Annotated in this window: 22 protein-coding genes; 5 read left to right on the top strand and 17 right to left on the bottom strand. The window is 32.4% G+C overall.

Translation table 11 applies throughout. From position 1 onward, the window contains the following. Positions 1–93: 93 nt before the first annotated feature. The 11 genes from B7R65_RS15405 to B7R65_RS15355 form a co-directional block, all read right to left on the bottom strand. Positions 94–831 carry a polysaccharide deacetylase family protein gene (locus tag B7R65_RS15405; RefSeq protein WP_088043693.1) on the bottom strand — a complete coding sequence of 246 codons (738 nt, stop codon included), beginning with the start codon at positions 829–831 and terminating at the stop codon, positions 94–96. Positions 832–960: 129 nt separating this feature from the next. Further along, positions 961–2,361 (bottom strand): lysine 2,3-aminomutase, encoded by a 1,401-nt coding sequence (kamA, locus tag B7R65_RS15400; RefSeq protein ID WP_088043691.1) that lies wholly within the window; start codon positions 2,359–2,361, stop codon positions 961–963. Between the two features lie 53 nt (positions 2,362–2,414). After that, complete coding sequence (gene ablB, locus B7R65_RS15395; protein WP_088043690.1) at positions 2,415–3,272, bottom strand: putative beta-lysine N-acetyltransferase; 858 nt, start codon at positions 3,270–3,272, stop codon at positions 2,415–2,417. Beyond that, positions 3,253–4,533, bottom strand: a complete 1,281-nt coding sequence (locus B7R65_RS15390) for a peptidase (RefSeq protein WP_088043688.1) — start codon at positions 4,531–4,533, stop codon at positions 3,253–3,255. The genes ablB and B7R65_RS15390 overlap by 20 nt, the downstream gene beginning before the upstream one ends. Positions 4,534–4,539: 6 nt before the next feature. Further along, positions 4,540–5,202 (bottom strand): 3-oxoacid CoA-transferase subunit B, encoded by a 663-nt coding sequence (locus tag B7R65_RS15385; protein WP_373419590.1) that lies wholly within the window; start codon positions 5,200–5,202, stop codon positions 4,540–4,542. Continuing rightward, positions 5,199–5,894 carry a 3-oxoacid CoA-transferase subunit A gene (locus B7R65_RS15380; RefSeq protein WP_088043685.1) on the bottom strand — a complete coding sequence of 232 codons (696 nt, stop codon included), beginning with the start codon at positions 5,892–5,894 and terminating at the stop codon, positions 5,199–5,201. The genes B7R65_RS15385 and B7R65_RS15380 overlap by 4 nt, the downstream gene beginning before the upstream one ends. Beyond that, on the bottom strand, positions 5,894–7,222 hold the full coding sequence (locus B7R65_RS15375) for an aspartate aminotransferase family protein (protein WP_088043684.1): 1,329 nt from the start codon (positions 7,220–7,222) through the stop codon (positions 5,894–5,896). Before B7R65_RS15375 ends, B7R65_RS15380 begins: the two co-directional genes overlap by 1 nt. Positions 7,223–7,401: 179 nt before the next feature. Next, the gene (locus B7R65_RS15370; protein WP_088043682.1) at positions 7,402–9,354 is read right to left on the bottom strand and encodes a leucine-rich repeat domain-containing protein; all 1,953 of its coding nucleotides are present in this window, start codon (positions 9,352–9,354) and stop codon (positions 7,402–7,404) included. A gap of 656 nt (positions 9,355–10,010) precedes the next feature. Continuing rightward, the gene (locus B7R65_RS15365) at positions 10,011–10,601 is read right to left on the bottom strand and encodes a hypothetical protein (protein WP_088043681.1); all 591 of its coding nucleotides are present in this window, start codon (positions 10,599–10,601) and stop codon (positions 10,011–10,013) included. A gap of 374 nt (positions 10,602–10,975) precedes the next feature. Further along, positions 10,976–11,764, bottom strand: a complete 789-nt coding sequence (locus B7R65_RS15360) for an SDR family NAD(P)-dependent oxidoreductase (RefSeq protein WP_088043679.1) — start codon at positions 11,762–11,764, stop codon at positions 10,976–10,978. Positions 11,765–11,775: 11 nt separating this feature from the next. Further along, a complete protein-coding gene (locus B7R65_RS15355; RefSeq protein WP_088043678.1) occupies positions 11,776–12,756 on the bottom strand; it encodes an MBL fold metallo-hydrolase in 981 nt (326 codons plus the stop codon). Between the two features lie 229 nt (positions 12,757–12,985). Between B7R65_RS15355 and proC the strand changes: the two genes are divergently transcribed. Together proC and B7R65_RS15345 are read left to right on the top strand one after the other, a co-directional pair. After that, entirely contained in the window at positions 12,986–13,828 is an 843-nt protein-coding gene (gene proC / locus B7R65_RS15350; RefSeq protein ID WP_088043677.1) for a pyrroline-5-carboxylate reductase, read from the top strand. 74 nt (positions 13,829–13,902) lie between these two features. Next, positions 13,903–14,115 (top strand): hypothetical protein, encoded by a 213-nt coding sequence (locus B7R65_RS15345; RefSeq protein ID WP_088043675.1) that lies wholly within the window; start codon positions 13,903–13,905, stop codon positions 14,113–14,115. Between the two features lie 39 nt (positions 14,116–14,154). Here the strand turns inward: B7R65_RS15345 and cbpA are convergent, their stop codons facing one another. The 5 genes from cbpA to rnz form a co-directional block, all read right to left on the bottom strand. Then, positions 14,155–14,790, bottom strand: a complete 636-nt coding sequence (gene cbpA / locus B7R65_RS15340) for a cyclic di-AMP binding protein CbpA (protein WP_088043674.1) — start codon at positions 14,788–14,790, stop codon at positions 14,155–14,157. A 550-nt stretch (positions 14,791–15,340) separates the two neighbouring features. Then, positions 15,341–15,982 carry a PspA/IM30 family protein gene (locus tag B7R65_RS15335; RefSeq protein WP_088043673.1) on the bottom strand — a complete coding sequence of 214 codons (642 nt, stop codon included), beginning with the start codon at positions 15,980–15,982 and terminating at the stop codon, positions 15,341–15,343. A 15-nt stretch (positions 15,983–15,997) separates the two neighbouring features. Beyond that, the gene (locus B7R65_RS15330; protein WP_088043671.1) at positions 15,998–16,327 is read right to left on the bottom strand and encodes a lmo0954 family membrane protein; all 330 of its coding nucleotides are present in this window, start codon (positions 16,325–16,327) and stop codon (positions 15,998–16,000) included. Between the two features lie 585 nt (positions 16,328–16,912). Then, complete coding sequence (locus B7R65_RS15320) at positions 16,913–17,665, bottom strand: polysaccharide deacetylase family protein (protein WP_088043668.1); 753 nt, start codon at positions 17,663–17,665, stop codon at positions 16,913–16,915. Between the two features lie 78 nt (positions 17,666–17,743). Beyond that, complete coding sequence (gene rnz / locus B7R65_RS15315; protein WP_088043666.1) at positions 17,744–18,670, bottom strand: ribonuclease Z; 927 nt, start codon at positions 18,668–18,670, stop codon at positions 17,744–17,746. Between the two features lie 146 nt (positions 18,671–18,816). On the opposite strand from rnz, the gene B7R65_RS15310 reads away from it, so the two are divergent. The 3 genes from B7R65_RS15310 to B7R65_RS15300 all read left to right on the top strand — a co-directional run bounded on the left by B7R65_RS15310 (position 18,817) and on the right by B7R65_RS15300 (position 21,121). Further along, the gene (locus B7R65_RS15310; protein ID WP_179194894.1) at positions 18,817–19,929 is read left to right on the top strand and encodes a BMP family lipoprotein; all 1,113 of its coding nucleotides are present in this window, start codon (positions 18,817–18,819) and stop codon (positions 19,927–19,929) included. Between the two features lie 84 nt (positions 19,930–20,013). Beyond that, on the top strand, positions 20,014–20,409 hold the full coding sequence (locus tag B7R65_RS15305) for a hypothetical protein (protein WP_088043663.1): 396 nt from the start codon (positions 20,014–20,016) through the stop codon (positions 20,407–20,409). Positions 20,410–20,509: 100 nt separating this feature from the next. Next, entirely contained in the window at positions 20,510–21,121 is a 612-nt protein-coding gene (locus B7R65_RS15300) for a DsbA family oxidoreductase (protein ID WP_088043662.1), read from the top strand. Positions 21,122–21,182: 61 nt separating this feature from the next. Here B7R65_RS15300 and B7R65_RS21385 read toward each other — a convergent pair whose 3' ends face one another. Continuing rightward, complete coding sequence (locus tag B7R65_RS21385; protein ID WP_179194893.1) at positions 21,183–21,341, bottom strand: hypothetical protein; 159 nt, start codon at positions 21,339–21,341, stop codon at positions 21,183–21,185. Positions 21,342–21,577 lie beyond the last annotated feature (236 nt).

Here is a 21,577-nt window from a genome sequence, read left to right as displayed (position 1 = left end):
TTCACAAACAACCTAAAAATCGACAAATTCTTATTTTTTATAAATTAACATGCGATGAAGAATTGAAAAAGCGATTATTTGAACATAATCGCTTTAACGTCCTTCTACTATATTTGCAAACTCCTCAATAGTAGTGGAATACTTAATATAAATTCTTGGTAAAAGAAATAATTCATTTGGTATGGATTGTCCTGTATATAGTTTAGGAATAGTTGTTAGTCCAAAAGAATAATATTTTTTGGTTTCTTCCACTACCTTTTTATTATACAAACTATAAGGGTAGGCTAGTGCAATTACAGGTTTGCCTGTAATTTGTTGAATTTTCTCTTTAGACATTTTCAATTCATATTCATAGTCTTTTACTTTCATTAAATCCGGATGAGTCGCCGTGTGTGATTGAATGGAAAACATCCCAGATTCAACCATCTTTTTTAAATCAGTCTCTGAAAGTCTATTAGTGCGACCAATAAATTCAGATATTGCGAAAATTGTTCCGATTGGTTTAAAACGATCACTTTTTAATTTTTGAAAGATCGTAAATGCATTCAAATTATTTTTATATCCATCATCAAATGTAATGAAAATAGGTTTTTTAACCTTTGATTTCTCTTTCCATTGTTCAAACGATAATAAAGTAAAACCATGATTTCGCAAATAAGTCATTTGTTCTTCAAAATTCTTTGGTGAAACATATAAATCAATCGCACCATGTCCATGAAAATCATCGATCGAATGATAAATTAAAATGGGAATTTTTTGATCTGCATATGTTTGACTCGGATATTGCAAAACGAATCCGACAAATAGCATGATAATTAATATTTTCTTCATAATTCTCCTCACTTCAACTCTTTTCATATAGTGTTCCTAATTCCCTTTCTTCTATTATAATTTTGCTAATAGCATAAGAAAAAAGGACTCGTGAAATAACCGAGTCCTTTGACCTTTAAAATGTAACAATTATTCCTGATTAATCTTGTACTTCGCTTGTTGAGATTGGAATTTTTTCTCTTTCATTTCATCACGTTTTTCTCGTTTATTCTTTAAACTCATATGCTCCGGATTATTTTGATATTCTTCACGCCTATTTAAACGTGATAGTCCTTTAGGTACTAAATTAAAGAATTGATCTTGGAATATTCCAGATATGCCAACAGTTGAATTTTTTTCATCCATTTCCGGATAAATGCTTTTAAAATAATCATCTGCTCGATCTGGAACATAATTTTCAGGTTCTGGATATGAAGTAATCACACCTTCAAAATTACGTAATACAACTTTGTTAGTACTTTGAGCTAACAAATAATTCGGTTGTAGCGAGATTTTCCCACCACCACCAGGTGCATCTACAACAAATGTTGGAACAGCATAACCAGATGTATGTCCCCTTAATCCTTCTATTATTTCCAATCCTTTTGCAACCGGTGCTCTAAAGTGTCCAATGCCTTCTGATAAATCGCATTGATAAATATAGTAAGGTCGAACTCTAATCTTAACTAAATCATGCATTAGTTTTTTCATAATTGGGATGCTATCGTTTATTCCAGCAAGAATCACTGACTGATTACCAAGAGGAACGCCAACATTAGCTAACATTTCACACGCTTTCTTCGCTTCTTCTGTTATTTCAATTGATGTATTAAAATGAGTGTTTAACCAGATTGGATGATATTTTTTCAATATATTACATAAATTCTCAGTAATTCTTTGTGGAAATACAACGGGTGCTCTCGTTCCAATCCGAATGATTTCAACATGTGGAATCTCTCGAAGATTTTTTAATATGTATTCCAAAATGTTGTCATTAATTAATAATCCATCGCCTCCGGAAATTAACACGTCACGAACTTGAGGAGTTTTACGGATATAATTTATCGCATCATCCAGTTGTTTTTTCGGAACACCCATACCAACTTGCCCTGAAAATCTTCGTCTTGTACAATAACGGCAATACATTGAACATTGATTCGTTACAAGGAAGAGTACCCTATCAGGATATCTATGGGTTAACCCTGGAACTGGACTATCTTCATCCTCATGAAGCGGATCCTCTAAATCATATTTTGTCTTCGATAATTCATTGCTGATTGGAATTGACTGCATTCGAATTGGACATCGTGGATCATCTGGATTCATCAACCATGCATAATAAGGAGTTATGTTTAAAGGAATTGTTTTTGCAGAGACCTTTACCCCTTCCTCTTCATCTGGAGTCAAATTAACGACTTTTTTCAGATCATCTATTGTACGAATCGTATTGGTTAATTGCCAAAGCCAATCATTCCATTGTTCATCTGTTACGTCCTTCCATAACTCGATATCTTTCCAATGACGATTTGGCTTATATAATTTTTGCATCATATTTATTAACCTCCTAAAATATTAGTTTAGTTCGGTCGTACAATTTATGTTTTTTATTTATCTGCTAAATTTTTTACCCATACATTCATATCTTCTATTTTATCAAAGATATAACAATTATTTGTAAGCCTACCAGTATATCTATAACCTAATTGATGAAATGCCGCATTCATTCCATACGATCTTGACCTCGCGATTGTATAAGAACAATAAATGGATTTTTTTATCAGTTCAGACTCAAGTTCAAGCAATAAATGCTTCATCCACCCATGTTTGCGATAAGAAGGTAAGGTCGCACAATTCGTTAATTCTGCATTGTAATATCGTTCATTTAACTCTGCACCAGCAGCACTAACAATTTGCCCATTATGAATAATCACACAAAAAATTGTATCTTCTTTTATTGATTTCGCAACATAATCGGGTTGATCTAACGGTGTCGGATAAATTTGAAAAACTTGCTTGTATAAGCCAGCTAATGCATCTGCATCTTTTTCAGTAGCAATTCTCATAGTATAGTTATCTTGCAAATCAGGTTTATTCCATTTATTTGGAGAAAGAACAATTTTTTGAACAATCTCATCTTCTTCAATCCAAAAATCACTATTGCGCCTTAAATTGTCATTGTATTTTGTATAAAAACTCATATTATTCCCGTGAAAATAGTTAGTCACTTCAGCTTCTTTTACAAATCCATGGAGTTGTAACGTGAAATAATCTTCGTCCCTTGTTTTTATAATAAATTTTGTAAAACGCTTATCCGTACTAACTTGGTTAATATAATCAAGCATCGATTCAACGTTTCCACGATAATCGTCAATTCGAATCCGTTTATTAAAATAGTCAAAACAAATATCTGCTACAAAATTCCTCTTAGTAATTACTTTGTTTTCATAAAATACTTCGTTCATCCACACCACACCAATCTAGTAATGTGTAAGCAATTACTTTAGAACACTGTATAAGTTCATCTAAATCAATATATTCATTTGGGTAATGTGCAACTTTTGTTTCACCTGGTCCGAAAACAATCGTCGGGATCTGCTTTATTTGTGTAAATAATCCACCATCTGTTCCCCAAGGAGAAGCTTCAACTATAGGTTCTTTCTCATATACCGTTTCGAATGCTTCTTTTAGAGATTCCATAAAAGGATGTTCAAGGTCAATACTTCCTGGAACCCATCTAGCACCAAAAAATTCAACCTCTACTGGATATTCAATAAACCACTCATCTTTTTTGTTTAGTCCACTTATCCAATTCTCAAGCTCAAATTTAGCATTTTCCATTGTTTCATCAGGAGCGACACCTAATCTTCCCTCAAGAATTACCAAATCAGATACGGAAGATGGCCAAGTACCACCCTCTATTTTCCCTATATTAATAGGAATAGGGATCGGAACATTTTTATATAAAGGATCATCTTGTAATTTTTTATTTCGTTGCTTTTCTAGTTGAATAACATGATTAACGACGATCATACTCTTTTCAATGGCACTAACACCTTCATATCTCGTACCACCATGCGCAACTCTGCCTTTTACCTTTAAACGAAACCACATACTTCCCTGTTGTTTCGGAAAAATTTTCATTTTAGTAGGTTCAGGAATTAAGACTGCATCGGCTTCATAGCCTCTTAAAATAGCTGCCAAAGTACCTGCCCCACCGCTTTCTTCTTCTATTACACTTTCAAAAAACACATCACCCTTTAGTTGTATTCCTGAGTTCTTTATTGCTTCGATCGCTAAAAGGGCTGCTACATTCCCACCCTTCATATCGGTTGCTCCTCTGCCATACAACCGATTACCTACAATTTCTCCACTATAAGGTTGATATTTCCACTGGTGTAGTTCACCTTCTGGGACAACATCTATATGACCATTTAATATAATCGATTTTCCATTCCCCGAACCCTTTAAAGTTGCAACGATATTCGGACTATCTTTAAATGAAGTCCTTTGAGAAATAAAAAAACTAGATTCGTTTAATTCCTCAAACGAAGGCTCCCATACATCTAATTCAAGACCTAGCTTGTTTACATAGTGAGTGACGATACCCTGCGCAGTAGCTTCGTTTCCAGAAACACTTCTTTCCTGAACTAGTTTTTGAAGGAGTTCAATTGCATTTTGACTATGATTTGAAATATAATCATTAATTCTCGTTTTTAAGTTCAATTGAATTCACTCCCATCTATGAACAATTACATTTGGATTTACAAACAATGGTGCTCCTGTTTTTTCTATTACTTCAATAATCGAATAAGGTGACATTACCTCATTTAACCAGAGTTCACCGCTCTCCTTCTTAACTTCAATAACAGCCATTTCAGTAATAATTAAATCAACACATTTTGGAGAAGTTAATGGAAGGGTACATTCAGAAACAATTTTTGGTTCACCATTTTTACTTGTATGATTCATAAGTACAATTACTTTTTTAGATTTTTGAGCTAAGTCCATTGCTCCTCCAATGCCTGGTACTCTTTTCCCTGGAACAATCCAATTTGCTAAGTCACCATTTTGACTTACTTCTAACGCACCAAGTACGGTTAAATCTAATAAACCTCTACGAATAATGGCAAAAGCAATACTACTATCAAAATAACTAGAACCAGGAACAAGCGTAACTGGAAGCCCCGCTGCGTTGCATAAGTTTCCGTCTTCTTCACCTTTTAGAGGTGTCGGTCCAATCCCGAGAACACCATTTTCTGCGTGAAACATAACGTTGCAATCTTCAGATAAATAATTCGGAATAAGTGAAGGAATTCCAATACCTAAGTTTACAATCATTCCATTCTTAACTTCTTTCGCTGCACGCTGAGCCATCACTTCACGAGCAGTCATTTTTCCCAAACCCACTTCCAATTCACCCCTTCCGATTGAACGATATGATGCACGAATGCACCTGGAACAATGATTTCTTCAGGCTCCAATGAACCAATAGGAACAATTTCATCAACTTCCGCTATCGTTATATTGCCAGCCATCGCTACATATGGATTTGAATTTCGTGCACTTTTATCGAATATTAAATTGCCGAATGGATCAGCTTTTTTGGCATAAACAATCGATACATCAGAAATAAGTGGCGTCTCAACTAGATACTCTTTTCCATGTATATTTACCCTTTGTTTATTCACATCGATCACACTATCAATTCCAATATCAACAAGCACGCCACCTAGACCAACACCACCTGCACGAACACGTTCAATAAACGTACCTTGTGGGCTAAACTCGATATCTAGTGTTCCATCTGTCATTTGTTTCCCTGCATTTGGATTGGAACCAATATGGGTCGTAATCATTTTTTTAACTCTTTTTGCGGTAACAAGCTGCCCGATTCCAACATCTGGAAAGCCGGTGTCATTCCCAATCAATGTTAAATTTTTAATTCCTTTTTCTAAAATTCCTTTTATAAGTGATGGCGGATTGCCAATACCTCCAAATCCCCCAAACATAAGTACCATATCATCATGGAAGTATGAAAGAGCTTCATCAATACGTATGATTTTTCCAAATGTATTGATTACCATTAAACTACCTCCTTCGCTTCGTTATTCAAATCTTTAAATACTTCTTCCAGAATAATAAGTAACTCTCCGACTTGATCATCTGAAATGACTAAAGGTGGTGATAATAAGAAGCTATTTTCCACCCTCCCATATGGTCCACTTACAGATGGATATAACAATAAACCTTTACTTTTAGCAATATTAATTACATGTGATGTCAAACTGTTTGATTCAAAAAATTCTTCATTTAACTCGACTCCAATTAGTAAGCCTTCTCCTCGTACGTCAAAAATGAATGGAAAAAGTGTCTGCCATTCTTTTAATTTTGAAATTATTTTTTCACCTTGTATTTTCGAATTTTGAACTAAATTATTCTTTTCAACGTAATTTAAAACAGCTAATGCGACACTTGCAGATAATGGATTTCCACTAAATGTGTGTCCACTCATAACAAGACGGCTACCTTCTATAATTGGCTGCATCACTCGATCACTTGCAACAGCTGCAGCAATTGGTGTGTAGCCGGCAGCTAACCCTTTTCCTAAAACTAAAATATCCGGAATACAATTCCAATGATTGACTCCAAACATTTCTCCAGTTCGACCAATTCCCGTCATCACTTCATCTGCTATAAACAAGACATCATGTTTTTTACAAATTTCACTAATCTTCTCATAGTATCCCTTTGGTGGAGTTAACGCTGCTCCTGCTGCTCCAACGATTGGTTCAGCTATAAAGGCAGCTACATTTTCCGGACCTAATTTTTGAATCGTTCGTTCAAGAGAAGTAGCACAAAGTAATTCACAATTCCCACTCGTTAACCCATAAGGACACCGTTTACAATATGGCGCTTCGACCATCGGATAGTCTTCAAGTAAACTAGTAAATCGTTTTCTTCTTAGTGGGTGACCTGACATCGATAAAGCACCCATTGTAATTCCGTGATAGCTCATCATTCTTGATAGTATTTTAGTTTTCGAAAAAATTCCTCTTTCTTGAAAATGTTGGATTGCCATTTTCATAGCAGTTTCAGTAGCTTCTGTTCCACTGTTTACAAAAAAGCTCCAATTCAAATCCCCTGGCGCAAGCTCGGCAATTTTTTGAGCTAAAGCCTCCGCTGCTTCACTTGTAAATTGTGATCTGTATACAAACGCTACCTTAGATGCCTGTTTAGTCATTTCATCGATTACTTCCTTCACACCATGCCCTATACTTGCAGATACTGCACCAGATGACCCATCAATATATTTTTTCCCTTGCTTGTCCCACAGGTAGATATTTTCTCCCCGATCAATCGTTGGATAGTTTTCACCAACTAATGGTTTGATTAAGTAATCTCTTTTAGACATACTACACCACCAGCTTTCATTTAGTGCTTATACCTATATATAGTTTAAAGTTCAATAAGTTAGACTAGATAAAATTCAAGTAAACGGGCTAATAGTAGGATAAGGTAATGAAAACAATACAATCTTAAGCAATCTAACTCTTTGCAAAAAACAAAAAAGTCACGTTAATTAACGTGACTTTAAGGTGTATTACACAATGTCCAAGTAATCATAGTTTGATACGATTCAATGTAAACTTCAGCAGGATTTGTTTTCAAAAGTATCCCTTTTTCACGATCCCAATGAATAGGAGTAATTGAATCTTCACCTGTTGTATATTCAAATACTTTTAATGGTGTTGTACTTAATGGTGTTGTATTTCCTGCATCATCAATATAAACAAGTGCGTTTAACAATTTATGCGATGAATTACTCGTAGATGTTAACGGGGTATTAATCGATGCTGTTATATGCCAATTCCTACCTGGAAGGTCGTCAAAAACAGACATTTCCCAATTGGAATCATCTCGATGAATTATTTTTTCCGTTGATGAAATAGTTGATGTTGGAAAAATGATTGAATCTGGTATTTTTTTAAAATGCAAAAAACCTAGATTATACTGTGTAACTTGCCCATAAAAATCAGAACCTGAATTTCCAATCGTTACATAATTATTCCATGTAAATTTATTTACTCCAGTTGTACTCCAAATTAGTTGCCCATTTTCATAAGTACCTGTTCCATCTGACCAAATAACTGGTGGAACGCTCATATTCGGATTTAAAAGAGAAAATGAAGTTGGAACTCCAATTGTTCCTTGACTTAATTGAATTGATTGATTTGCAAGATTGATCGTACGAATATTTATTAATCCTTTCAAACTACTTACATCACTAATTTGATTCACAGACAAATTTAAATTTGTTAATTTCGTTAATCCTGATAATGAATCTACATCTCTAATTTGATTGGATTCTAGAAATAATTCAGTTAAGTTTGTTAACCATGATAAAGGACTCACATCTCTGATTTGATTAAAATTCAAAGATAATGTAGTTAATTGTGTTAATCCTGGTAATTCGCTAATATCACTAATTTGATTTGAATTTAAATATAATTCTTTTAAACTTTTTATTACTGACAATGGGTTTAAATTACTAACAAGATTATTACTCAGATTTAATACATTTAATTTGGTTAAACCTGATAATGGACTCAAATCACTAATTTGATTAGATGAAAAATTTATGTCTTGAATATTAATTAAACATTCCATTCCACTTAAATTTTGTATGGATTTATTTGGTGCTTCTAAGTCCTTAATAGAGTCCAATTCTAGCTTTGTTACAAAATCCGTAACATGCTTTCCTAGTTTAGTTGCTACCGCTTTTGCTAGATTTAAATCAGGAAAAACTTGTTGAATTCGTTGCTTCATTTTTACACTTAGATCGAGTATAGTAAGATATCTTTGATCATTATTATTATAAAGTATGCTAGAGGAATTAAGTCCAAAAGCTAGTCCAACTGTTGTTCCTGTACCTATAAATGTATAGTTAACTGTACCAGATTGCATATTAAAGGTAAGTGGCACTGAACCACTTTTTAATGATTCTATATTAGAATTAAACAATTCATATATAAAAGATTGATATTCATCACCTTTGGCATAGCCAATTTCATACTCATATGGCAATAATACTTCGTAAACTGCATCTTTAACAGTCTCCACTTTAACTGCAGCCGCTACAGTAGTTGTATATATTTTAATTTTATCAAAAATTAGGAACTGAAATATTCTGCCATCAGCATGTATTAAACGATGATTTTCACCTGGAAACGGAATCCATCCTGTGCCAACTCCTTGAAACTGATTCATCCCGTTAAATACAGCATTCTGTAAAGTTCCTGCAAACGCTGTATTTGTGAAAGTAACATTATTTCCATTTTGAATTTTTGTGACAGACTCAACTAATTCTTGTCCAACTTTGCAATTTCCTACTGATCTAGCTTTTGTATCATTTAGGTTCGATTCTGCTATTATTTGTAGAGGTAATAAATAGGTTGAAAAAAATACTATAGCAGAGAAGATTACATTAAAAAAAATACGTGTTAACTTTGGGTTTTTTATATTATTTGGTTTTGTTTTTTTCAAATTACTCCTCCTCCTTTAAAAGAAAAATGCTCGTTATATGAAATTTCATCTTTCATACCTTACCTGAACGAATTTATTTTCTCCTTTTATTTCTTTTATCGATCTTGAAGAATTGTAAAATGTTAGATCAGTTTTCACTAAGAAAAGTCTAATTTTATGGCCTTTTTTCACAACTGAATACGCGAGTAATAAAAAGTTAGAATAAAAATTCAAATTAATATTAAAGGATAATTTTACTAGTTCTAACATAATTTAACAGAAAAACATACGTTTTGTCTGTGTCCATATTGTGAAACATTTAACTAAGTTTTTACTATATTATTCTAATAACAGTAGTAGATAAAAATGATAAATCTATTTATCTACAATATGTTAGAACTTCTTTACACCGTGAACTTTCTAGATTTTAAACTTTTAATAAAATAATTATCATCACAAAATTAATACTTTTAAAATAATAAAATTTAGTAAAACAAGGGATCTGCAATTAAAGAATTACGGCAAAACTAAAAGGCATGAGTACAGTACAATAACAATACTGAACTCATGCCCTAAAAGCCGCCTCCCGAAATAACCTATCTAGCTTTTTGAAGTCACTTCAAAGTAATATGCTTGGATTAATTGATTAAATTATATTTCAACACTCTTTAGTCACGTTAACTAACGTGACTGTTTTTACGAAAAACTTTTACGTATAATTCGTTCCCTACATCAATTCGTTCGATAAGATGTTCGAAATTTTTATACAAAGAATATCTTTGTACTCCTCTAGTTTTTACTAGAGCTGAAATTGCATATTCAGTTGCTTTATCAATATCTCCTTCTTTTTCATATGTTTCTGCTAATATTGTTTCTCTCATCCAAATAGAATTTATTTTATCAGCAACTAAACGAGCTTTACTCATATCCCCTTCAAGTATCGCAATTAATGCTTGATAGTATTGCCTATATTCTTTTTGTTTAATTAAATGTACATTTGCATTCGCGCCAAATGTATCCTTTTTATAAATTGCATAAGCTGTTTTATAGATTGCTTGCCTACTGCTATTTTTATATTTGATTAAGATTTTAATATATGACTCTTCAGCCTCTGAATTTAAGTTATTTGCTGTTGAATAGACAAAAAAGTATAGAGGATTTTGCTTGTTTTTCAATAGAAATTTCTCAATTTTACTGACATTAACTGAAATAAAAAGTGGAAAATAAGTTCGACCTACTACTGTTATTAATGAAATGATAATAACCACATCTAGTATACTTGAATCTACTTTAAAGAAAGCTAGTATAAAACTAGTAATAATAAGTGATGTAAAAAATATTAAATAAAATTTAATGACAAATACCCCCAGATGTACTCTTAATCAAAATGATTTCGAGAAATTTTTCATTTTATCATTCATAATTCTTACAATATCTTTATTTAATCATATTTTAATATGCCAAGTCTCTAAAAATTTAAATTTTCTTGCAAATAAAACTTTATTTCATTACCTTTACATACTCTATTACTCTAAAAAGATGCGATTCGTACCTTAATTCATTTTCGCTGACGAGTATTTTCAAAAAATAAGAGCTTGAGGACAATTGTCTTCAAGCTCTCTTATGGATTAGAAATTCCTATTTACTTTTTATTACCAAACTTCATCATTATACGGTGACTAATTTTTGGAAAGATTGAATAGAATTTCGCACCTATACCCATCCATGAAGGTAAGTCGATTTCATGAATATTTTGACCAATTAGCGAAATAACTTTCATAGCCACTTTTTCAGGATCAAGCATCATTTTTCGTACAGATTTTGCATAAGTTCCAGTTTCATCCGCAATCTCAAAAAATGGGGTATCCATCGGTCCAGGATTTACGTTGGTAATGAAAATTCCATCTTTTTCAACTTCTTGTCGTAATGCGTTACTGAATCCTAGAACTGCATGCTTTGAACCAGCGTATGCTGCAGCCTTTGAAGTTGCTACTTTCCCAGCTAGAGAAGCCACATTAATGATATGTCCTTTACCTTTTAGCTTCATTGAAGGAATTGCAAGTTTCGAACAACTCATGACTCCAAAAACATTCACTTCAAACATTTGTTTCATTTCTTGAAGTGACATTTGTTCAACAGTTTGAAAAAGACCATAACCAGCATTATTAATAAGCACATCAATACCATCAAATTGTTCTTCTATTTGATGAAATGCCTCATAAACTGAATTTTCATCTGTCACATCAACAACAAAATAATGACATTTAACAGGATACATTTCTTCAATAGTCGTTTTAAGTTCTTTTAGCTCCAATTCTCTCCTTGCAATTAGTGCAATATTTGCACCCTCTTTTGCAGCAGCTAAAGCTAACTCCTTCCCTAAACCACTAGACGATCCTGTTATTACTATCGTTTGATTACTTAACCTCAAACATTTCCACCTCAATTACTGACTGAATGTTCATTCGTTTTATACTCAAGTATACCATCATTTCGTTCATTTAATCGAATAAATCCTAAATTTTCTAAGTAGTCAAGCTGTCCAATTGTTTCTGATATAGTAAGTGAAAGCTGTACTTCATAAATCTTTGGAAAAAGTAATTGGCATACTTCAAATGCAGTTAGTGGCTTTTGTTTAATCATTTCAAATACTTTTTCAGATCTAGCTTTTTGCTTCTCTAATCTGATTTCCACTAAACCTTTCACATCTGTAACTGGTTCACCATGGCCCGTGTATAATTTTGAAATTGAAAGTTCTGCTATTCTTTGTAGTGATTGATTATATTGTATTAGAGGTTTTGGACGTTCTATTTCTCCATTCAAAGGTGGTTCTAAAATAGGGTTAGAAGAAACTTTATCCAGCAACAAGTCTCCACCAAATGCAATTCCATCTGATTCACTTAATAAAGCAATATGAGAAGTGGCATGACCCGGTGTATGAAGAACCTTTACATTAAATAGACTCTCTAAACTATCACCCTCATCTATTACATGAGTTAATGATCTGCTACAAGAAAATGGAATTTTTTTTGCCGTTCGCGGCATTTTTTCTACAAATTTAGTAGGCACACCAAACTTTATTGCATTTTCGATAAAAAATTCATTATAGAAATCTAAAAAAGGTTTCTCTTGGGTAAGGAATGGAATATTTCTTTCATGCCCTAAAATTAATACATCATCTTTAAAAACTTCTAATAATCCTGAATGATCTGGATGATGGTGAGTTAAGATTACTTGTTCGATATCCTCTAAATTATAGCCTATGTTTTTTAAATTACTCTTTAAGGCATCTAGTGTATCAGTTGTATTTGTTCCAGTATCAATTAATGTCAACAAGTCACCTTCGACTAAAAAAACATTAACAGTTTTCATTGCATATGGAACTGGTAGTGTAATGCTGTGAATTTTATTTGTAGGAATCATTCTGAGTCCTCCTTATCTGAATCTTCTTAAAGTTTATTCTAATATACATTTCTAAAAATACAAACAAAGTTGTTTACTAATTTGTTAGTAATATCATTTTACATAACATTCGTTTAAAATGATGCAATCTTTATACAATAAAATAAATAAAACTAGAAAGTCAACAAGGAATATACCGTTCATTTCTCTAATATAAATATCTATTACAATATAGGTGAGGTGAAATGTAATGTTTCTTGGCAAAGTTGCATTTATAGGCGCAGGTAGTATAGCAGAATCATTAATTGCCGGATTAATTGATAGTGGGTATATTGAGAGTGATCAAATAGCCATTACCAATAAAGAGGACCTTGATCGTTTAGACGTTTTACATACCAAATATGGTGTATTAGCAACTTCCAATCGACAATTGGCAATCACTGGTGCAAGTGTTGTATTTCTAGCAATGAAACCAAAAGATGTCGCAGTTGCAATTGAACAATGTAGAGATTTAGTTAATGAGAAGCAATTAATCATTTCATTAGTTGCTGGAGTTACAATCGACACGATCAAAGAGTTATTTGAAAACGAAAATATTAATGTGATTAGGGCGATGCCGACTACATCATCTTTAGTACGAAAATCGGCTACTGCATTAGCATATCACGATAACATTCCATTTGAAAAATCTCAAACTGCAAAAAGATTGTTCGAAAGAGTTGGTATTGTCGCAAAAGTTGAAGAAGATGAATTACATGCAATGACTGGACTTTTTGGAAGTGGACCTGCTTATATTTATTATGTAATTGAACAATTTGAAAGAGCAGCTATGGCTCTTGGTATCCATCGTGATATCGCAAAACCATTTATTCAACAAACATTAATTGGTTCGATTTCAATGCTACAAGAAACAAATAAATCACCACTTACATTAAGAAAAAAAGTTACAAGTCCAAATGGTACTACACAGGCAGGTATTTCTATACTTGAAGACCGTGAAGTAGCAAACTCATTTTTAAATTGTTTTATCGAAGCTACTGTTCGTTCTAGAGAAATACAAGAAGAATATGAAAAAATAATAAAATTAAAATAGCTTGTCATGACTCTTCTCTTTAGGTAATACAATGATACAGTTAACTGTGTCGTCTTAAGGAGGAGAGTTTAATTATGAAATTTACTAACAATGAAGTTTTACGAGAAAGCATTAAACGAATTCTCATCACAATTACTTTAATAATAACGTTAATTGTTTTAATTGGATTTATTACGATCAGTTATGTTGTAGGCAATTCATTTGTTGAACCGACTAATAAACCAGCACATTTAACTAAAGCCGTTTCAACATTACTTTTGTTAAAAATGGACTCAGAGAAAAAATAAAAAGCAAGGTAAATTCTATACCTCGCTCTTCCAATAGTATTAATGTTTTAAAGACACTTCTTCATGAATAATATGAAACTCTTTTTTAATAATATTATCTTTTAATTTCTTATAATCGTCTTCACTGATTGTAGGTGGGATTGTAATTAGGATTCTTCTATAAACAGAATCACTATCTAATGTGATACAACTTTTTACATTTGCATATTTATTTACTATTTTAGCTAATCTAGATAAAGCTCCTTCGTGTTCCATTGTACTAACAGTTAATGAGTAACCGCCATCTTTTAGACCCCAAGCTTCCTCTAAAAGTTCGAATACTGTTTTATGAGTTAATATTCCAACAAACTCATTCATGTCGTTTATAACTGCTAAATATGGGAATCTCTTAATCGTGAAGAAGACTTTAAAGAATGGTGCATCTTCAGAAATCGGTTCGCATTCTTTACGTACAAAATCTTCTACCGTTTTCCCTTGTAAAGTTTCATTGTCTACTAGATATTCTGCTAAATGAACTCTATACAAATTCCCTACATATTCTTTACCATTTTCACTTAGAACAGGAATACAACGATACTTCGTTTTCTTTAACAAATCCCAAGCAAACTGTGCTTCAGTTGTTACCATACAATGTACCACTTCATGCTTTTTAACGATATTTCCTTTAATTCTCACATAACTACCTACTTTCAACATTTATTTTACTACAGTTCTTTGTTTACATAAAAATATTCTTGTCCTTTAACACCTCTAAAAACCAGTATTAAATATACTTCCCCACAATGTACTTATTCGCCAAATCCTTTATTGTACCTCTAACTTCTTGACTTCAATTACATAAAAATTTTTCAATTAACAGTCTCCATTAATCCGGCGAATGATCAAACATCCTATCTATATTTCCCAACTCTCTTTATCATTCCAATTGAATCGTTATTTCTTACTCATTTAGTTCTAGATTTGTCTTTTCAGTGACGAACCTGTTTATCTTTAAAGATTTTGCAAACAAACCCGTATACACGAATATAATTCCAATCATAACAACCAACCCAATCGTGATTGACATCATTGATGGTTTTAAATACGCGCCTAAAATGATACTTGAACGCGCAATTAGCTCTGCCCCATTATACGAAAGATTAGATAACGCAGAATACGATCCTCTTTTATTTTCTGGAATAAAAAAAGAGAAGAAAATAATTATTTCTTCTCTTTTTCCTATTTATTAAGCCTCTTTTTTAAACCCATTTTGAAGATCTTTTTTTAATTGTTCAATTTTGTAGTCAAATGATTGAAGGTCAAATTCTGAGCGAACACGTAGTTCTAAGTCTCTAATTTGTTTTTCGAAATAGTTAAAATCAATCGATGGCATTTTACTATTTAGTAAATGATGTGTTTCATTTATTTTTTTTGTCGCATGCGCCATATTTTGACGAGACATTAAATCATACTTTTTTGTATGAAGCTCCTTTAACTTTTTTTCAATTTGATTAACTTGTTCGTGCATAAAATTGACTTCATCTTCTGTTTTAGTAATTAATGTTGCAAATTTTTCTGCTTGCTCTTTATAGAAATTCACATCATCACTTGCACGTTTAATTAACTCTTCCGATCCAGCCTCAGTAGCAACTTTTAATTGCTCTTCACGTTTGATCATCATTTGAATTGCACTTTCACGCTCAACTTGGAATTTTGTTCGTAATGAATAATGTCTTTCTAGTAAAGCTCTAACTTTACTTAGTTCACTTTCTGACTGCTTAATAAAGTAATTTAATTGTGAAATTGGATTTTGTTGTTCTTTCTCATCTAATAATCCGTGTAAATCTGCTGAAATTTGATTTTTAATTCTAGTAAATAAGTTTTTCATTTTCTAACACTCCTCTTATTTTATAGGGTTGAAATTTTCATCATAAATATTAAATTCATCGTCTTTATGTTTCATTTGATTTTTATAATCTTTGTAAAGGTAATATAGCAGGATAGCAGCTGCTACTCCTATTAAAGATGGTAGACCGCTAATAGCAATCGACAATCCAATTAATCCAAGAACTGTCCAGATTATTTTTTTAATGATTGATTCTGTTTTCATAAACTTTTTAAAACTGTAATACGTAATAATTAAACCAAGTGCTAACGTAATCAGGCCACCTAAATTCGCTAATGCAACACCAATTAAAATTAGTACGAGGATAAAAGTTAAAAACTTTTTCATGACCTCGTTCGCCTCCTTTCAACTTATACTCTTATCTTATACAAGTTTTCGCGTATGAATAATGGCCTGAGGAATGGTTTTATATCAGCCTTAAGTAGTAGATAACTAAAAATGATTGAATTTCCTAAGCTTTATTTTTCTAGGCTGTTTTCATATAGTAAGATGATTTCCACTCCAGAATGCTCGCTTTCCGTGGGGCGTGAGCTGAGCCTCCTCGTCGCATCCGCTCCTGTGGGGTTTCAGCCTTCCCGCATTTCCCACAGGAGTCGAACACTCTTCCGTTCCAATCAACTTCTGTCTTGAAAGTAACAATACCTAAAAGCAACAATTCTTTAAAAAAGAGCCTTGTTCTTAATTGTTAAAACGCATCATACTCCACTCCTTATCCGCGGACGAACCTCCAAGCCATCTCACTCGATCTCCATGAGGATTTTTTGTAGCCTGTACTTCCGCAGGAGTCTCGAATATTCTCTAGCAGATCAATATAGTAATCTACATCTTTGACAAAACGATTTAAAATAACAGAACTTTTAACAAGGAAAAAACCAGTTTATTGAGAGAAATCCCAACAAACTGGCTTATTCTTTAGAAACTAGGAAGTTTTACTCCCGCCTTTAATTGTAAAAGTTGTGACACGGTAACGAATTGATACCCTTGTTTCTGTAATGCAGGCAATATTTGTTTAAGTGCATTAATGGTTTGTGATCGGTCACCACCATGATCATGAAATAATACGATATCACCTTTTCTAGTATCTTTTAAAACATTTGAAACGATTTTATACACACCAGGGTTTTGCCAATCAAATGTATCTTGATGCCAAGACCACATAACCGTAAGATACCCCAATTCATGAACTGCATTTATTGAACGTTCGTTATAAAAACCAAATGGTGGTCTAAATAATACGGGTTCAACATGCGTTGCAGCTATGATTGCTTCATGAGTTTTATCAAGCTGAGACTTGATTTGTTCATCGGATAAATATTGAAGTCTAGCATGGCTATATGTATGATTAGCCACTTCATGCCCCTCATTTATTTCTCTTAATGCAACTTCGGGATATTTGTTTACTCTCTCCCCTACTAAAAAAAACGTAGCTTTGGCATTGTATTTTTTTAATAAGTCTAATACTTGAGGTGTATAAATATCATTTGGTCCGTCATCAAACGTGATCGCGACAACTTTTTCTTTTACTGGTACCTCCCAAATAGCAGTACCTTGTTTTTCATAATAATAACGATTTTTACTTTCTGCATTTACATTTTTAAAACACAACGAATTAAAATTAAACTGTAAAATGACATAAATTAAAAGGATAACTTTAAACAGTTTCAAAGCTCCGACCTACCTTTTGCGCATAATACTTATATCATGTCACTAATGATTTCTTTTATACTGCATAGGTATGTATTGTTAATCTTTTCTCTTTATTTCAAACTCATCAAAATCATTCGCAATATATGTATTTTCAAAAATTGCTCGTGCTTCATTTAGTAACTTAATGGATGATTCGCCTTGATACCTAGCACTAATATGAGTTAAAAACAGTGTAGTAATATTTTCATTTCTAGCTACTTCGGCTATTTGTGAACTAGTTGTATGAAAATAATCATATGCATGTTTTGCTTCCTCTTCTGCAAACGTTGATTCATGAACTAGCACGTCCATACCTTTGGCAAGCAAATTGCTTTTTTCAGTTAAACGTGTATCACCGGCAATCGCAATACGACGACCTTTTTTTGACTTTCCAATAAAATCAATGCCATTTATAACATGTCCATCATGATGCGTAACTGTTTTACCCTCTTTTAAAAATTTATAAATTGGTCCTGGTTCGATCCCTTTTTTTTTCAATTCCGCTACATTTAATTCACCAGGTAAATCCTTCTCGATTAGTTGAAAGCCAAATGACTGAATCCCATGCTCAAGTTCAATCGCATGCACAATAAATTTGTCATCCTCAAAGATAGTCCCTTCACTAATCTCTACAAACTTAATCGGATATTTTAAATAAGTACCACTAATTCGAAAACTTGTTTCAACATATTCTTTAATTCCTTTTGGTCCATATATCGTTAGTAAATCTTCTCCACCCAAAAAGGTACGGCTACTTAATAATCCTGGTAATCCAAATATATGATCCCCATGACAATGAGTAATAAAGATTTTCTCTATTCGTCTTGGTCGAATCGTTGTATGTAAAATTTGATGCTGAGTTGCTTCACCACAGTCAAACAACCAAGTAGTGCCTCTTTCCTCTAAAAGTTGTAATGCAATGCTAGTTACATTTCTACCTTTTGATGGCATTCCTGCTCCCGTTCCTAAAAATACAAGCTTCACGATAATGCCTCCATTTATATCTTTTCTACTTGTTACAGTATCATTTGTAGATGAAATTGCCAACACTTTAAGAATGAATAATGGTCAGATTGGGAAATTTACACAATAGAGATCTTTACGAAATTATTATTAAACGGAGGAAATCAATGGGAAAACGGTTTTTCCAAATGGTTTCGATTACTTTACTAGCTTCAATTACATTAGCTAGCTGTAGTAATCGAAATAATAATATTAATACAATGGATGAAAAAGCCAAAGTGAAGGATTTTAAATTAGGGTTCGTCATGAGTAAAACAGAAGTAAATGACAAGGGATTTAACCAAGCAGTGTGGGAAGGCGTTCAGAAAACAGGAAAAAAATATAAATGGAAGGAAAATAAAAATTACACCAAAGAAAATCCAAGTTCTGATAAAGAATTTGAAAAACAATTAGAGAAGTTTTCAAATGAAAAATATAATTTAATTTTTGGAGTTGGCTATTCTTTTCAAGATGCCATATCAAAAATAGCTAGCAAGAAAAAAAAATCTGATTTTATCATAATTGATGGAATTGTAGAAAGACCTAATGTTGTAAGTATCACATATCGTGAAGAGCAATCAGCATTTTTAGCAGGTATTGCTGCTGCAATGAACACAAAATCAATGAAAATCGGATTCGTTGGAGGGACTAAAAGTAATTTTATAAAAAGATTTGAATATGGATTTAAAGCTGGAGTTTTGTCTGTTGATCCGAAAATCAAAGTTTTTACAAAGTATACGAATAGCTTTGATAAACCTGATGAAGGAAGCAAATTAGCATCTTCTTTATATAACGATGGAGTTGATATCATTTTCCAGGTCGCAGGCAAAACTGGATTAGGTGTATTTACTGAAGCAAAAAAGTTAAAAAAGAGCGGAAAAAATGTTTGGGTAATTGGTGTAGATCGAGACCAATTTAAGGAGGGTCTACCCGAAAATGTAACACTAACATCAGCGATTAAGAGAATAGATAAAGGTGTAGATGAAGTGATTACAAAAACATTAAATGGAAATTTCCAAGGTGGTAGAATATTAAGATTTGGTATAAAAGAAAATGGGGTTGGACTCTCGAAACAAGATAAAAACTTAAATAAGGATACGAAGGAACAAGTAAAATTATATGAAGAAAATATAAAATCAGGCAAAATTGAAGTACCAAAAACGAAAGAAGAGTTTGATAATTTTTCACCTATTAAACCTAAAAAAGAGGCATCAAAGAAAAAAGTAAAAATAGTTAAATAAATAATTAATTATAAAACTCTTGTCCAATATGTTGAACAAAGTGCATATAGTATAGTACCAACAAAAAAGGTTAGGTGTTATACTATGACAATTCATGACTTCGTTTTACTATTCTACTGTCTTATAATCTTTTTATCAGTTCCAGTGGGCTATCGATATGTTTCCGATAAGACGACAGAAACCGGACAATTTCTTCCTTATTTAGTCATATCACTCATTCTAGTATTGGCTGATGGCATCGTTTCGATCTTCATATGGACTTTATTTAGTTCATTTATGGATACCTTTATGTATATTGGCGGAATCCTTACAGGAATGATTTTCACTTCAATATGCGGATTTTTATTGTTATTCGTATTGCTTTTAAGGAGAAGAACGTTTTTAGATAGCTTCACTGAAAAAAATGAGAAAATGAAGGAAGCTACGATTGAAAATACAGATGAAACTTCCATAAATTTAAATAAGAATGAAAAGAAATAGAGTTTATGCCCTCTCTATTTCTTTTTATTTGAGCTTAAAAATTGAGATTAGATTATTATTATGTTTTACTTTTAATAATTGATTTAGGAGGTAATAAAAAATGAAGGTTACGATTTATTCAGATTATGTTTGTCCTTTTTGTTATTTAGGAAAACAACCACTTGAAGAAGCTTTAAAACAAGTTAATAATGTTGAAGTTGAATGGAAACCATTTCAATTAAGACCTGAAGGTTCAGAGCCGCTTAGCCCAAATAGTTCATATATACAACAAGGTTGGAAATTTGGTGTTCAACCACTTGCCCAAAAACTAGGCGTTGAGATGATCTTACCAACTATGGATCCACACCCTTCTACATTGAAAGCACACCGTGGCTTCTTATTCGCAGAAGAGAATGGAAAAGGTAATGAATATGCACAAACTGTATTAGCAGGTTTTTGGAAAGCAGGAAAAGAAATTGGAAGTGACGATGTCCTTGCAGATATCGCAGAGAACATTGGATTAAATCGCACTAAATTTATTGAAGCAATTTCAAACTCATCAAAAGATGCAACTATGCAAAATCCTAATTTTATTAATGCGGTACCTACGTTCATTATTGGTGATACAGTATTACAAGGTGTTCAAAGTAAAGAAGCATTTGTTCAAGCGTTAAATAACCAAAAAAGTACTGAAGAATCAGCATTAAGCTGTGATATTGATGGCAATTGCTAAATTTTAAAAAAGAGGTGAGATACCTCTTTTTTTAATTAACTTTATAATATTATCAATCACTTTATAGCTTTTTAACAAGATTCCAGTCAATTACATATGGATTGGCACCTAAATTTTTACGTTGCTCATCCTTTATCTCTATTGATTGCTGTGACTTTAGTACTGGAATAAATTTCAAATCATGTCCACTTCCATCATAATATAATGGTTTTTTCTCCATTCATTTACCTCCCTATTTTATTGTTCATTAATTCTATTCTCTTTAAATCTCAATGATACCTTTGTTTTCAGCAGTCAAAAGTAATATTTTTTTAATGATTTTTTCGAAAAAATTTATTAACCTACGCTAAGTCTTTTTTACTACTAGCTTACTATCTACTTACACAAAAAAGTAACTTTATCTTTAATAACTTGATTTTTCTTACTATAATTAATTTAATATTCTTTTTTTGAAAG

The sequence above is a fragment of the Bacillus sp. EAC genome (genome assembly GCF_002156875.1).
Taxonomy (GTDB): Bacteria; Bacillota; Bacilli; order Bacillales; family Bacillaceae_G; genus Gottfriedia.
This window is presented reverse-complemented; position numbering and strand designations above follow the sequence as displayed.

What these genes read in the sequence shown, in the direction of transcription:
- ablB (WP_088043690.1), bottom strand. Translation starts at nt 3,272, where the DNA reads ATGAACGAAGTATTTTATGAAAACAAAGTAATTACTAAGAGGAATTTT.
- B7R65_RS15345 (WP_088043675.1), top strand. Translation starts at nt 13,903, where the DNA reads ATGAAATTTACTAACAATGAAGTTTTACGAGAAAGCATTAAACGAATT.
- B7R65_RS15380 (WP_088043685.1), bottom strand. Translation starts at nt 5,894, where the DNA reads ATGGTAATCAATACATTTGGAAAAATCATACGTATTGATGAAGCTCTT.
- B7R65_RS15355 (WP_088043678.1), bottom strand. Translation starts at nt 12,756, where the DNA reads ATGATTCCTACAAATAAAATTCACAGCATTACACTACCAGTTCCATAT.
- B7R65_RS15405 (WP_088043693.1), bottom strand. Translation starts at nt 831, where the DNA reads ATGAAGAAAATATTAATTATCATGCTATTTGTCGGATTCGTTTTGCAA.
- B7R65_RS21385 (WP_179194893.1), bottom strand. Translation starts at nt 21,341, where the DNA reads ATGGAGAAAAAACCATTATATTATGATGGAAGTGGACATGATTTGAAA.
- B7R65_RS15310 (WP_179194894.1), top strand. Translation starts at nt 18,817, where the DNA reads ATGGGAAAACGGTTTTTCCAAATGGTTTCGATTACTTTACTAGCTTCA.
- B7R65_RS15330 (WP_088043671.1), bottom strand. Translation starts at nt 16,327, where the DNA reads ATGAAAAAGTTTTTAACTTTTATCCTCGTACTAATTTTAATTGGTGTT.
- kamA (WP_088043691.1), bottom strand. Translation starts at nt 2,361, where the DNA reads ATGATGCAAAAATTATATAAGCCAAATCGTCATTGGAAAGATATCGAG.
- B7R65_RS15300 (WP_088043662.1), top strand. Translation starts at nt 20,510, where the DNA reads ATGAAGGTTACGATTTATTCAGATTATGTTTGTCCTTTTTGTTATTTA.
- proC (WP_088043677.1), top strand. Translation starts at nt 12,986, where the DNA reads ATGTTTCTTGGCAAAGTTGCATTTATAGGCGCAGGTAGTATAGCAGAA.
- B7R65_RS15385 (WP_373419590.1), bottom strand. Translation starts at nt 5,202, where the DNA reads ATGACTGCTCGTGAAGTGATGGCTCAGCGTGCAGCGAAAGAAGTTAAG.
- B7R65_RS15305 (WP_088043663.1), top strand. Translation starts at nt 20,014, where the DNA reads ATGACAATTCATGACTTCGTTTTACTATTCTACTGTCTTATAATCTTT.
- B7R65_RS15375 (WP_088043684.1), bottom strand. Translation starts at nt 7,222, where the DNA reads ATGTCTAAAAGAGATTACTTAATCAAACCATTAGTTGGTGAAAACTAT.
- B7R65_RS15335 (WP_088043673.1), bottom strand. Translation starts at nt 15,982, where the DNA reads ATGAAAAACTTATTTACTAGAATTAAAAATCAAATTTCAGCAGATTTA.